The organism is Agrobacterium sp. 22-226-1, assembly GCF_053522345.1.
Genome location: NZ_JBNWCP010000006.1, coordinates 144,790 through 157,438 on the forward strand (window position 1 = coordinate 144,790; position 12,649 = coordinate 157,438).

15 protein-coding genes are annotated in these 12,649 nt (G+C 61.6%); all 15 read left to right on the plus strand.

The window, feature by feature from the left end:
* The first annotated feature begins 10 nt into the window (after positions 1–10).
* The 15 genes from ACQZ5K_RS12665 (at position 11) to ACQZ5K_RS12735 (ending at position 12,556) form a co-directional block, all read left to right on the plus strand.
* The gene (locus ACQZ5K_RS12665; protein ID WP_448740497.1) at positions 11–373 is read left to right on the plus strand and encodes a phage tail tube protein; all 363 of its coding nucleotides are present in this window, start codon (positions 11–13) and stop codon (positions 371–373) included.
* Positions 373–846: a hypothetical protein gene (locus tag ACQZ5K_RS12670; protein WP_448740498.1), complete on the plus strand. Its 474-nt coding sequence runs from the start codon at positions 373–375 to the stop codon at positions 844–846. Before ACQZ5K_RS12665 ends, ACQZ5K_RS12670 begins: the two co-directional genes overlap by 1 nt.
* Positions 847–1,061: 215 nt before the next feature.
* A complete protein-coding gene (locus tag ACQZ5K_RS12675; RefSeq protein ID WP_448740499.1) occupies positions 1,062–3,479 on the plus strand; it encodes a phage tail tape measure protein in 2,418 nt (805 codons plus the stop codon).
* Positions 3,479–4,723, plus strand: a complete 1,245-nt coding sequence (locus tag ACQZ5K_RS12680; RefSeq protein WP_448740500.1) for a DNA circularization N-terminal domain-containing protein — start codon at positions 3,479–3,481, stop codon at positions 4,721–4,723. Before ACQZ5K_RS12675 ends, ACQZ5K_RS12680 begins: the two co-directional genes overlap by 1 nt.
* Entirely contained in the window at positions 4,723–5,925 is a 1,203-nt protein-coding gene (locus ACQZ5K_RS12685; RefSeq protein ID WP_448740501.1) for a phage baseplate assembly protein, read from the plus strand. Before ACQZ5K_RS12680 ends, ACQZ5K_RS12685 begins: the two co-directional genes overlap by 1 nt.
* On the plus strand, positions 5,922–6,434 hold the full coding sequence (locus tag ACQZ5K_RS12690) for a phage baseplate assembly protein domain-containing protein (RefSeq protein WP_448740502.1): 513 nt from the start codon (positions 5,922–5,924) through the stop codon (positions 6,432–6,434). Before ACQZ5K_RS12685 ends, ACQZ5K_RS12690 begins: the two co-directional genes overlap by 4 nt.
* Before the next feature lie 54 nt (positions 6,435–6,488).
* Positions 6,489–6,953 carry a phage GP46 family protein gene (locus tag ACQZ5K_RS12695; RefSeq protein ID WP_448740503.1) on the plus strand — a complete coding sequence of 155 codons (465 nt, stop codon included), beginning with the start codon at positions 6,489–6,491 and terminating at the stop codon, positions 6,951–6,953.
* On the plus strand, positions 6,953–8,092 hold the full coding sequence (locus tag ACQZ5K_RS12700) for a baseplate J/gp47 family protein (protein ID WP_448740504.1): 1,140 nt from the start codon (positions 6,953–6,955) through the stop codon (positions 8,090–8,092). Before ACQZ5K_RS12695 ends, ACQZ5K_RS12700 begins: the two co-directional genes overlap by 1 nt.
* Before the next feature lie 14 nt (positions 8,093–8,106).
* On the plus strand, positions 8,107–8,703 hold the full coding sequence (locus ACQZ5K_RS12705) for a YmfQ family protein (protein ID WP_448740505.1): 597 nt from the start codon (positions 8,107–8,109) through the stop codon (positions 8,701–8,703).
* A complete protein-coding gene (locus ACQZ5K_RS12710; protein WP_448740506.1) occupies positions 8,703–9,797 on the plus strand; it encodes a gp53-like domain-containing protein in 1,095 nt (364 codons plus the stop codon). Before ACQZ5K_RS12705 ends, ACQZ5K_RS12710 begins: the two co-directional genes overlap by 1 nt.
* A gap of 11 nt (positions 9,798–9,808) precedes the next feature.
* On the plus strand, positions 9,809–10,384 hold the full coding sequence (locus ACQZ5K_RS12715; RefSeq protein WP_448740507.1) for a hypothetical protein: 576 nt from the start codon (positions 9,809–9,811) through the stop codon (positions 10,382–10,384).
* A 163-nt stretch (positions 10,385–10,547) separates the two neighbouring features.
* The gene (locus tag ACQZ5K_RS12720) at positions 10,548–10,766 is read left to right on the plus strand and encodes a Com family DNA-binding transcriptional regulator (RefSeq protein ID WP_448740508.1); all 219 of its coding nucleotides are present in this window, start codon (positions 10,548–10,550) and stop codon (positions 10,764–10,766) included.
* The gene (locus tag ACQZ5K_RS12725) at positions 10,717–10,893 is read left to right on the plus strand and encodes a hypothetical protein (RefSeq protein ID WP_448740601.1); all 177 of its coding nucleotides are present in this window, start codon (positions 10,717–10,719) and stop codon (positions 10,891–10,893) included. The genes ACQZ5K_RS12720 and ACQZ5K_RS12725 overlap by 50 nt, the downstream gene beginning before the upstream one ends.
* On the plus strand, positions 10,890–12,011 hold the full coding sequence (locus ACQZ5K_RS12730; RefSeq protein WP_448740509.1) for a GNAT family N-acetyltransferase: 1,122 nt from the start codon (positions 10,890–10,892) through the stop codon (positions 12,009–12,011). Before ACQZ5K_RS12725 ends, ACQZ5K_RS12730 begins: the two co-directional genes overlap by 4 nt.
* Positions 12,002–12,556 carry a formyltransferase family protein gene (locus tag ACQZ5K_RS12735; RefSeq protein ID WP_448740510.1) on the plus strand — a complete coding sequence of 185 codons (555 nt, stop codon included), beginning with the start codon at positions 12,002–12,004 and terminating at the stop codon, positions 12,554–12,556. The genes ACQZ5K_RS12730 and ACQZ5K_RS12735 overlap by 10 nt, the downstream gene beginning before the upstream one ends.
* The last annotated feature ends 93 nt before the right edge of the window (positions 12,557–12,649 follow it).

Here is a 12,649-nt window from a genome sequence, read left to right on the forward strand (position 1 = left end):
CTTTTAAGCGATGACACAGGTATTGGGCATCGTCGATATTGTCTGGCGGGGGCGAAACCTCCCCGTCGAGAGGGGCGCAAAACTGCGCATCGGCGGCATCAAGAACAACGCAGTGACCTATGGCCGCAAGGTCGGCCGCGCCCAGGAGTTTCAGGGGTCGCAGGTCACCGCCACAACCAACCTCGAAAAGGGCCAGCGCTGGGGCAATCTCTGGGACCCCGGCGAAGGTGAACTGCAGGTGCTTTGCGACACCGGCCAGACGTATGTCTTCAATGATGCCTTCCTCGTGGATGATATCCCCGAGATGACGGGCGGCGAAGGCGGCAAGATCGAACTCAAGTGGGCTGCATCTGCGCCTGAGGAAATTCTCTGATGGGCACTCCGAAAAACCTCAACATTGACCTGGACGAAGACGAGCCAAACGGCGAGGTTCTTTCGAGCACGGACACTGTCATTAACGAAGACGCCGGCGCGAACGTCGCCGACGATATCATTGACGAGGATGCCAGCGCCGATTCCAAACTCCCCAAGCGTGCGCGCCCGAACGCCAATGGCTCGGTGACGCTTCCGCTGTTTGAGAAGGTAACGCTGACCACCCGCAAAGACGGCAAGGTCCGGGACCGCGTTTTTACCGAGCTGGTCTTCCATCGCTTTAACGGCGCTGATCTGCGAGCCATCCAGGCTACCAGCGATGCCAAGGCGTCGATCGTCACCTTTTCGCGTTCCACCCGGATTTCAGAAATGGTGATGGACAAGCTCTTCGATAAGATGGACGGCGTCGATATTGCGGACGGCGGCAGGATCATCGAAAGTTTTTTGACGAGTGGCCCGAAGACTGGCCGATAAAGTTCGGCGGCCTCGCTGACGGCTCCGGCTTCAGCGCCACCGAGATTGAGACCATGACGATCGACGACGTTCTGTTCTGGTGGAACTGCGTCATGGCATATCGAAATCACGTCCGGCAACTCTCCGAAACTTAATCAGGCCCGCCCGCCACAGCGGGCCTGATCTATTTCGCGCGCGCGTGAGAATTTCCGCCTTATTCTCAAGCGAGGCGGATGATGGCCAGCCGGAACATGAACCTTGATGTCATTGTCCGTCTCAGGGACCTTTTAAGCGGGCCATTGCGTGGCCTTAAAGGTGCTCTTGACGGTATCTCCAGCGCCGCGCGCAAGATCGGTATCGTCGGCGCTGCCGTCGCCGGCATTTCTTTTCTCGGCCCCATGCAGGAGGCCGCAGCTTTTCAGCAGCAGTTGCTCGATATCGCCGGAACGTCAAACCTGACGAGACAGGCGGCCTTTGCGTTCGTCGATCAATCGAAGGCGAAATTCGAGCAACTCGCCCTCGATGTCGGACAGCTTTCCGATACCGTTGCCCGAGGCGCGGGGCAGATGATCGCCGCCGGCGTCAATAACGACCTGGTAGACCGCTCGATCGGTTCGATCAGCCGCGCTGCCACCGCCGCCAATGCCGAAATGAACGACATGGCGTCCGTCGCCACGTCGCTTCTCACCACGCTGAAGCTTCCGGCCGAGCAACTGGATGACGCCATGGGTGCTCTGGTCACGGCCGGCAAACTCGGTTCCTTCGAGCTTAAGGACATGTCGCGTTACTTCCCGACACTCACCGGACAGATGGCGAAATTCGGCGTGACGGGCCGCGAGGCTGTCAACTTCCTCGGCGCTGCCCTCCAGATCGCCCGCAAGGGAACGTCGGACCCGGCCGAGGCCGCCAACAACCTGAAGAACTTCCTGTCGAAAGTGCTTGCCCCCACCACGGTCAAGAATTTTGCGGACATGGGCGTCGATATCCAGGGCGTGATGCAGGATGCGGTAACGAAGGGCATCAACCCGATCGAAGCCGTGGTGCAGAAGATCACGAAGCTGACCGGCGTTTCAGCCAAGGAAATTCAGGGACTGATGGGCAAGGCGAAAGCCGCTGGTATGTCCGATGCCGACGCCCTGGCAACCGTTCGGGAGCAGCTCGAAAAGATTTACGGCGCTGGCAAGCTTGGCGAACTGTTCTCCGACATGCAGGTAATGGATTTCCTGATCCCCATGCTCGGCAACATCGACGAATACAAGTCGATCAAGGACGAGGTTGCGAAAGCGACGGGCAGCGCCATCGATGCCGACTTCGAAACCCAGATGATGGGCCTCAATCGACAGCTCACCATCTTCCGCGAAATCGGCACGCAGGCGTCCCGCGAAGTGGGCCTTGCGTTCGGCACATGGATGCCGGCGATCAATGGCTATCTGATGGACGGCCTCAAATGGGTGCGCGAGTTTGATGCAGCGACGGGCGGCATGGTGAAACAAGGCCTCGCCTTCGCCGGCGTTGCCGTCCTGGCGGCGGCCGGTCTCGGCGTCCTTGGCGTCGTTCTGCCTGCGATCGGGGCGGGCCTGTCGGTTCTGGCCGCATTGTTCAGCCCCGTGGGCATTGCACTGGCGGGCATCGCTGCTGCCGGCGTCTACATCTATCGCAACTGGTCGAACTACGGGCCGCGCCTGTCCCGCATGTGGGAACGGCTGGGCGATGCCTGGGGAACCGTGCGCCAGAAAGCAGCCGCAGCGGTCCCGCATCTGCGCAGCATCGGCAACCAGGTCATGGGTGTTGCCCGTGAACTGGCAGGGCGGTATGGCCCCATTATCCGCTCCGGCCTTGGCTCCGCGCTCGATGACGTGACGGCCGGTTGGCAGAACCTGAAAAAGCTCATGTCCGGTTTTGCCGAGGGCCTCGATCTCAAGATCGATCTCTCTGGCCTGACGATCGACGATGCCAAGCTCGCCGTCTTCCGTGGCCTTGACGTTGCCCTGAATGGCATCGCCAGGGCATGGCAGGGCATGAAAGATTTCGGTTCCGGTTTTGCACCGTGGCTGGAGCCGATCGGCAAGGCGGCGGGCGGGACGGTCAGATCGATCGCCGGAATAGCAACCGGGTTCATGCGCCTTGCGACGGCAATTCGCGAACTCGTCGGCCTGGGCGATGGCGGCAGGCTGCAAGGCGTCATGAAATTCCTCGGAGACCTTGGTGGCAAGACCGTCCTCGCGGCCGTGATGATCCTGGAAGACGTTGCGAAAGCTATTGAGTGGGTCGTAAACGGACTTGCCTCCCTCATCGAAGCCATCAATCGCGGTATCGACTGGAAAGCGCTGATGCCGCAAGGTGTCGCTGACGCTTGGAATGCCGTGGCCTCTGCTCTTGAGCGCGTCAAAAATGCGCTCAGTGTAGAGGGTGTCAAGGATGCGCTCGGCATCACCAAGATCAATCGCACCGAATTCGGCCCCGGTAGCCGCCAGCCTGCCAACCAGAACGGTGTCCTTCCGGCACAGGCATCGCCGACAGCGCCGCAGCAGCTCAATGTCAGCACTGAAGCGAAGGTTGTTGTCGAAGGCCCCGGAAAGGTGGCCGGCCAGACAACAACCGTCACGTCACCGTCGCCGAACGTCAACACCGGCCGCGCCGTCGGGAGGCCCTGATGCTTCTCGACAGCCTCAATTCCGCGCAAGGATTGTTGCCGGGTGTCTATCGCGGCATTCCGATCTCCATCGTCGATATATCCAGCGACCATGGACGGCGGGTCCTCGAATATCTGTTTCCGGGCGTCGATCCCGCCGCCTATGACGATTTCGGCGTCGGGCCGTCCGGCATCAGCATCGAGGCGTTGTATGTCGGCGACGATTACCGCTTGCGTGCGCAGCTCCTTGCCAAAGCCTTCGAGACGCCCGGTCCTGCGTTGCTCATTCATCCATGGCTTGGGCCGATGCAGGTCATCATGGAGGAGCCGGCGCAAATCCGGTTCTCTGAACGTGAACTGCGCGTCATCCGGATTTCAGCACGGTTCAAGCGTGCGCCGTCGTCATCGATCTCCGGCTTCTCCGGTGGCCTGCTGTCCTCGGCGCTCTCCGGTTTCACCAGCGCCGTGACCTCGCTTGCCGCCTCGATCGCGCTGACCGTCATTTCCAGCGCCAGAACTGCCGCCACCGTCCGCAGCCGTCGTGTCACGTCTTCGGTTGCCGATTCCGTCACGGCGCGTCCGGACGCGCGTTCGGCGGTCAGCCGGATACGCTCGGCGCTGGCGGCCTCGTCGCCATCTTCGCCCGCGGCTTTCGATAGCTGGGCCAGCTCGGCCGCCTCGGTCATTGCCCAGACGGTCGAGGTTCCGGCCGTTGCGCCGGCGACGACAGCCGCAACAACGACGCCCAGCGCCCAGGCGCTGATGAGCGCCGGCCTTTCCCTGGCATCGGGATTGCTGACGGAAGCAGGCAAGGCACCTTCCGCGATTGATGCGCTGTTGCTGGCCGATGCGGCCGGCCAGTTCCTCGCGGCGACGGCCGAGCAATCTTCCTATGCGGATTTCGTTTCCCGGCAGGAGGCGCTTCGGTATCGTTCGGCGATGACCTCGGCGCTTGCCGGCCTCATTGACCAGGTCGAGCAGCAAGCGCCCGAGACGATGCAGGCTGCTAGTTCGGCGCTGTCCTCGGCCGCGCGATCGCTGACGGCCGCAATCGTCTCCGATCTCAACGAGGTGATTGGCCGCCTGCCGTCCGTCCGTCGCCTGTCGGTCAGTCGCGACACGGATGCGTGGCTGGTGGCGCAGCATCTTTCCGGCGATACGCCGGCACTGCTCGAAACCGTCTATGCCGATATCGTCACTCGCAACGACCCGACACATCCGGCGCAACTGCCTGCCGGCAATGTCGAGTTTCTGGAGCGCGGCTGATGGCGAAAAGCATAAAACTCTTTCTCGATGGCACGGCCTACGACCAGTGGACATCCGGTGAAGTCACCCGCGACCTGAAGGACTTTTCCGGCAGCTTCAGCTTCACGTTTCGCGATGGCGAAGCTTCAAAACAGACCTTGGTCTTCGCCTCGATGCCGAACCTGCCGCGCCTTCATACCCAGATGCAGGCAAAAATCATGATCGGCAAGCGCACCGTTCTGATCGGCCATGTCGAAACCGTCGCCTATGATGTGAGCGACGGCAATGCCGCAGTGACGATTTCCGGCCGGGACAAGACCGGCGATCTGATCGACTGCTCGGCACTGGCGGAAGGACCTGCCGAGTTGAAGGGCGTCAAGCTGGAGGCCGCAGCCTCGAAGATCGCCGAGGCATTCGGCCTGAAGGTCCGCACGGAAGTAGACACCGGCGACAGCTTCGACCGGTACTCGATCGACCTTGGCGAAACTGCCTTCTCAGCAATCGAGAAAGGGGCGCGACAACGCAGCGCCCTTATCCTTTCGGATGGCGTCGGCAATATCGTTATCACCCGAACGGGCAAGACCCGCGCACCCGATGGGATTAATCTTCCGGGCAACGTGATCGCGGTTCGAGCCACCGAAAGCACCGCGAACCGCTTTAGCAAGACCGTGGTGCGCGGGCAGTCGGAACGGTCGGGCAAGGCCCGCAGCGCTGCCGCCCTTGATGGCACCGCCGAGCCAATCAGTGCTGATGCCCGCAGCGATGGCGACGGTTCGGCCCGCGAGCGCGAACGGAAAGGCACGGTTGCCACCGGCACCTCGTCCGATGACGAAATTAAACGGTATCGCCCGGTCGTCCATCTGGCCCGCAGCAAGGCAGGCGCAGTGAGCGCCCAGGATGAAGCCGACTGGCGCAATCGCACATCCCGCGCTGAAGGCGACGAACAGACCTATACCGTCAAGGGTCATGAGGTGAACGGCGAGCTATGGACCGTCAACCAGCAGGTTGCCGTCTCCGATGCTTTCCTCGGCATCGAGCGCGATCTGCTGATTTCGGCCGTCCGCTATGGCGAGGAAGAAGGCGAGATCGTCACGGATATTTCCGTCTGCTCGGCCGAAGCCTTCGACAAGGAGCCGGTCGGTAAGCGCCGCACGAACAAATCCGGCAAGGGTGCGAAGAAGGCCAGCTCCGGCCCGCTGGACGGCACGGCGGAGGCGTTATGAGCGAAATCTTCAACAAGATGCGCGGAATGATCCGCCGTGTCACCGTGAAGGACATCAAGGACGATGGCCAGATGCAGACGGCCTCGGCCGAGGTCGCGGAAGGCGTCTTTCGCTCCGATCTGGAGATCATGCAGCCCTATGGCCTGATATCCGTGCCGGATGATGATGGCGCGGTCGGCGTGGCGCTTGCGATTGGCGGTGACGAGGGTGACATGGTTCTTCTGCCGCTCGGCAATCCGTCGCAACGCATGGGCGGCCTCAGCAAGGGTGATGTCGGTCTTTCCAACAAGTTCGGCGATCGCATGATCATCAAAGCCAGCGGCGGCATCGATGTCCAAGCCGCCAACTCCATCACCTTCAAGGTGGGCGGCGTGACGATGACGCTTGACGCCTCTGGATTGAGCGTCGAAGGCGGCAGCATCAAGCATGACGGCGTGGTGATCGACAAGACGCACAAGCACACGGGCGTTGTGCCAGGTGGCGGCATCAGTAGCGTGCCAGTTGGTTGACCGCCCGCCACGGCGGGCCTGATCAGGCTTGCGCGCGCGCGATAATTTCGCGCCATGACCGGATTTCTCGACCTTGCCCTGACCTATGACGCCACGCGGCGCTGCTGCGATCTGGTGCTCGATGACGATTTCAATCTGGTCATCGACGAAACTCCGGTCACGCCGATCCTGCTTTCGGTCGGCGTTGATCGCCGCGCCTCTCCGGACGATGACCTGCCGGACGGCCGCTCGCAGTTTCTCGCGCCTGTCTCTTTCTCCGAGCGCCGTGGCGCGCTTCTCGACGGCCTCAATGCTGCCGGCGACATGGCCGGTTGCAAGATGTGGCTGCTGGAGCGAGCCAAGGAAACCGAGACCACCCGCCAGCTCGCGGAATATTACCTTGCCGAGGGGCTGGCGTGGGCAGAGACCGATACCGGCACGCCGGCTGAAATTGAAGTCTGGTGGCTCCGTGCCGGCGTTCTTGCCTATCGCGTCCTGGTCGAGGATGTCACGCTCGAACTGACGCGGAAGGTGGCGTGATGGTCTGGCCTGTCCCTTCAGCAAAAACAATCTTCTCCCGCATCGCTGCCGCCGCCGAAGTCGGTTTGCTTGGCCTTTATCCCGAGGCGGACGTGAAGGCTATTTCCCGCGCCGTTCGTTCGGCGCGTGGCATGTTCGCCGTTATCTGGAGCGCCGTTGCTCCGGAGGTTCGCGAAACCCACGACCATATCGCATGGTGGGCGCGGCAATGGATGCCGGACAGCGCCGACGACGAAACCATGATCCTGCGGCATGCCTCAATCTGGGGCGTGGAACCGCGCGCGGCGACAAAAGCGGTCGGATCGGTCACGGTCGAAGGTGTCGCCGGAACCGTCCTGGCATCGGGTATCGTGCTGGCCTCGACTGCCACCACCACATACGTCACCACCTCGGGCGGCACGATCGCGGCCGGTGGCACAGTCATCGTCACGGCCGAGGCGGTTACGGCCGGCAGCGTCGGCAATCTGGAAAGCGGTGTGCAGCTTTCAACGGTTGCCGCATACCCCGAGATTTCGAAGATCACGGTCGCAACCGCCTTTGCGGGCGGCGCTGACGATGAGACGCCGGAAGAAGTCCAGGTGCGATATCTTCAGCGCATCCGCGAGCCGCCGATGGGCGGCTCTTCCGCAGACTACAAGGCGTGGGTTGGCAATGTCGCCAGCGTCTACGCCGTCAAGGTCGTGGAAGATTGGATCGGTCGCGGCTCCGTGGGTCTCGTCATCGCCCTGAAGAACGATGACGGCACGCCGCGTGTCCCAACCGAACTGGAGCTGACCGCGATCGGCAGCTATATCGGCGCTCAGGGTAGCCAGACCGGCGTCAGGCCCGTCACGGCTCGCGTCATCCCCTTGGCGGCCGAGCTGGTGCAGGTGCCGGCAAGCGTACGCCTTCGTCCGGACGGCGCATTGACCAGGGCGGCGGTGCAGGCCGCCTATGATCGCTTCCTCGCCACCATCGGTGACGAGGACGATATCGAGAACGAAAGCCCGATCGGCGCGACCATTGAGCCGTCGCGCATCTCGGAAGCGATCTCGGCCGCCGACGGCGAATATTCGCACGATCTCACAGTCCCGGCCGCCAGATACACGCTCGGCACCAAGGAATGCCCCGTCGCCACCGAAATCACGTGGCTGGATTAAGGGGGCTTTGAAGCATGTCCAGGACTTCTTCAACGATCCTTCAAAGCCTGTTTTCGAAACTGCCGATCGGCTGGGCGCTCCGCTATCGCGGCGGCGTCATGGGCGTGATCCTCCGCGCGATCTCCGAGGCCATTGCCGACGCCGAGATAGCGGCCGAGGCGATGATGAACGAAACGGACCCGCGTCTGGCTGACAAGCTTCTTTCGGATTTCGAGCACTGCCTTGGTCCCGATCCCTGCGGGCGTGACAATGACGGCCTGACGGTTCACCAGCGCCGCCAGCTCGCCTTCCAGCGCTGGACGGCCCGAGGCGGGCAGTCGATCCCTTATTTCGTGTCGATTGCGGCAGCGCTCGGCGTGACCGTCACCGTTGAAGAGTTCTGGCCGAGCCGAGCCGGTGTTCTTCGCGCCGGACAGCCATTGCGGCCGGAAGGCTCGCAATTCGTCTGGCGCGTCAATATTCCCGGCCTCGTGACCGTGACGAACTTCCGGGCAGGCGCGAGCCGCGCCGGCCATCGCCTCGGCTCATTCGAAATCTCGGCCATCGAATGCGTTCTGCGGCGCTACAAGCCCGCCCACACCCAACTCGTTTTCAAGTACGGAGAAGCCTGATGGATCGCATCAACGGCGCTGACACAATCGATATCGGCGGCGGTCGTCGCGGCTTTCGCGATGAGAACCTCGTGGCCGGCGCTGCCGGCACAGAGGTGACCGCGCTCTTTCTCAACATGGTTCAGGAAGAAATCCTGAAGGTCATCACCGAAGCGGGCCTCGCCCCGAGTGAAGGCGACTGGACGCAGCTCTGGCAAGCGTTGCAGATACATGGCCTGTCGGCAGACAGCCGCAGCCGTCGCTGGCTGTCCGTCATCTCCATGACGCTCTCCAGCGCCCCAGGTGCGCCCTCGGCGGGCGACACCTATCTGATCCCGACCGGCGCGACCGGCATCTGGGCAACCCATGTGGGCGAGATTGCGCAGTGGACAGGGTCTGCATGGTCATACCTGACGCCGCCTGACGGACACGGCATCAGCCTGCCGGACGGTCGCGTGTTTGAGCGCATCGCCGGCACCTATGTCGAAAAGCTGGCGCTCGATGCGCAATCTGGCAAATGGACCTACGCCGTTGCAGGCGGCACAGCGAATGCGCTGACCGCCGTTTTGTCGCCCGTGCCGGCCGCCTTGACGGAAGGCATGACCATTCGCCTGAAGATCGCAACGACCAACACCGGGGCCGTGACGCTGAACGTGGGTCTTGGTGCGGTTTCGGTGGTGTCTACGCTTGGTGCCGCCCTGATCGCCGGAGAGCTACAGGCGGGCACAATCCGGGAGTTCATCTGGACCGGCGCTGCATGGCGGCTACGCGCTTTGGGGGTGACCGATTTCCCGATGGTGAAGAGCGGGATTGGCTATCAGAAGCTCCCATCCGGCTTCATCCTGCAATGGGGTACCTACGTCACAACCTCCAACCCCGCTCAAACCATCACTTTCCCGATCGCTTTCCCAACCGGGATTTTGACGTGCGTGGCCAGCCAGGGGAACGCCGGCGATGCGAACTGGGGCGCGGGTATTCCCGACGTGTCCGCACCGCAAAACTCAACATGGACCGCCTCGCAGGTCAGAATTTACACGCTTCGATGGAACGCCACGTCGAAGAGCTGGGAAGGTCAGAACGGGCTTGGCGTCAACTGGATCGCGATCGGGTACTGAAGGACACCGCCATGGGACAGAAATACGCAGCGTTTGATGCCGAGGGGCAGATCACCGGGTTTTACGATTCAATCGACAGCCCGCCACCGGGAAACCTCGACGTGCTCGAAATCAGCCATGCTCAGTGGCTGATGCTCATTTCCGGGTTCGGCTACACCATCAAGGATGATGCAATTGTCGCGCCGCCCCCGGCCGAAGAAACCCCGCTCACCGAAATCAAGGCCAAATTGAAGGCCCGTGTTGATGCCTTGGCCGAGGCCGAGCGCAAACGGTACATCACCCCGGGTGAAGGACAGGCCATGACCTATCAGCGCAAGGTCGAAGAGGCCAAGCGCGCGATCCTCGAAGAAGAACCGAGCGCAGACGATTACACGATGCTTGCCGCCTCCCTCGGTGTGGATGGCGAGACGGTCAAGGAGATCGCGACCATCGTGCTTGCAATGGATGCGGCATGGGCCGTGATCGGCGCTGGTATCGAGAAAATCCGCATGAACACGAAGAAGGACGTTGACGACGCCGCCAGCGCTGAAGCGGCGAATGCGATCGTTGATGCCATTGTCTGGCCCGAAGCGGGCGCGGCATCGTAGTAAATAGGTCCGGTCGGTTCTGACCGGATGGCTCGGGTGCGGAAACACCCAAGCGACGGGCCAAAGTTTGGCGACCTAACCCGTCCGACGACACCACACGATAACCGTCGCACCCGTACCCTGCAGGGCGGGTTCCTTGTGACTGACTCGTGAGCTTTTTGATATGCAAAACATTCGTTGTGGCTCCTGTTCAGCCCTTCTTTTTAGGGCTGGACAGGGAGCCATTTCCAACGATATCGAAATCAAGTGCCGCCGTTGCGGCACCATCAATCACTTGAGGCCAGCAGAGCCCTTAACCGACCGCCCGGAGCGGCGATCTAAGGAGCGGCCTCATGCCTCAAACGACAGACCTTCCACCACTTCCAAAATCTTCACCCGGTAAAAACAAATACAGCTACAAGCCGCAGTGGGGCGTCATCCTCGTTTGCGAGAGCGAAGACGATCAGGTCAAGCTTTACGATGCCCTCTCCGCCATCCGCAATTGCAAGATTAAGGTGGTGGTGACGTGAAACTTGATCTCATCAACACCTGCGAAGACTTCGACAGCTACCGGGCCGCTCGCGTCCGGAGCCTGTTCAATGTTGACGATGGCAGCCGCTTTGAACTCTCCGTAGACCTACCGATCGAGGGCACGGATTGGCGGCTCGGTCTTGTGGTTGGCCCTTCCGGTTCGGGAAAGTCAACCCTCGGCCGTCATCTCTTCGGGACCGACAAAACCGCTTCGATCGAGTGGCCGGCCGACAAGCCGATTATCGACGTCATCGATGCTGCGGGATCGTTCGACAACGCCACGGCCGCACTATCGGCAGTCGGCCTCGGTTCTGTGCCGAGCTGGTTGCGGCCGTGGCATGTTTTATCGAACGGAGAACGCTTCCGAGCCGATCTGGCTCGTATCGTCTGCGACCGGCCGGCAGAGATCGTGATTGACGAATTCACCTCCGTTGTCGATCGGCAGATTGCCCGAGTGGGTGCACTGGCCTTCGGTAAGGCATGGCGGCGAACTGGAGGCCGGGCCGCGCTGCTCTCCTGCCATTATGACATCATCGACTGGCTTGACCCGGATTGGGTCTTTGATACCGCGACAGGTGCTTTCACCGGGAGGTATCTTCGACGACGCCCGCCGATCACCGTGGAAATCAGAAAAACCGACTGGCGATGGTGGCGATATTTTGAGCCACATCACTATCTGAAAATGCCCCTGATGATCGCCGCCGATTGTTATGTGGCATTCGTCAACGAGGAGCCGGTGGCGCACTTGGCGGTATCGACACGGCCGGGTCTTGTAGAGGCGCGCGCATGCCGCCTCGTCGTCATGCCGGAGTGGCAAGGGGCGGGTGTTGGCACCCGCTTTTTGAACATGGTTTGCGCCGCATGGCGACGCGGCGAAAACCGCTATCGCAAGCCCATGCCGGTTCTGTTCCACACCTCTCATCCGGGCTTGGCGGCGGCCCTTCGACGCGACCCACTTTGGACGCAGGTTTCCGGCGTTCTTTACGGCGGCCCGAAGGGCGCGACCGAAAAAGAACTCGGCCGGGGGACATCGACCAAATCGGGATACGGCGGCCATTTCCGCGCCGTGCAGGGTTTCAGATACATTGAAGGGATAGAGGTGCGGGAATGCGCATAGCGTTGATTGGTCAGAAGTGGATCGGAGAGCAGGTTTTGAACGCGATCGGAGGGGCGGCCACGGTGCGGATCGTCGCCGCTCCTAACAGTGAGGACAGGCTTGCCGCAGCGGCCGAACGCGCTGGCATCGAGACATTCGCTTACGGTGGCCGTGGCTTGCGGGATTTCAACCTACCGGAAGGTATCGACCTGTTGATAACAGCGGGCTCCTTTGCATTTGTTCCGCCTACACTGCGAGCGCAAGCGGCATGGTGCATCGGGTATCACCCGTCGCTTCTTCCCCTTTACCGGGGGTCTCGCGCCGTCGAGGACGCCATAAGCGCCGGCGAAAGCATCACGGGCGGTTCGGTATATCATCTCACCGATGAGATGGACGCGGGCGATGTCGTGTTTCAGGATTGGTGTTTCGTCCGTAAGAGCGATACGGCCGCCGACCTATGGCGTCGAAGCCTTGCTCCAATGGGCGTGGAGTTGATTGCCCGCGCCGTCGACCACCTTGCTGGATACGGTTTTCTTCCGGGGCGGGAACAAGCGGCAGACTTTTGACGCCTCAAGAAAGCCGATTTGAGGGGTCAATAAACCCTCCTCAAAACATCCTCAACGCGGCTTCAAAACCGCGTTGAGACTTTAAGGAGAGAC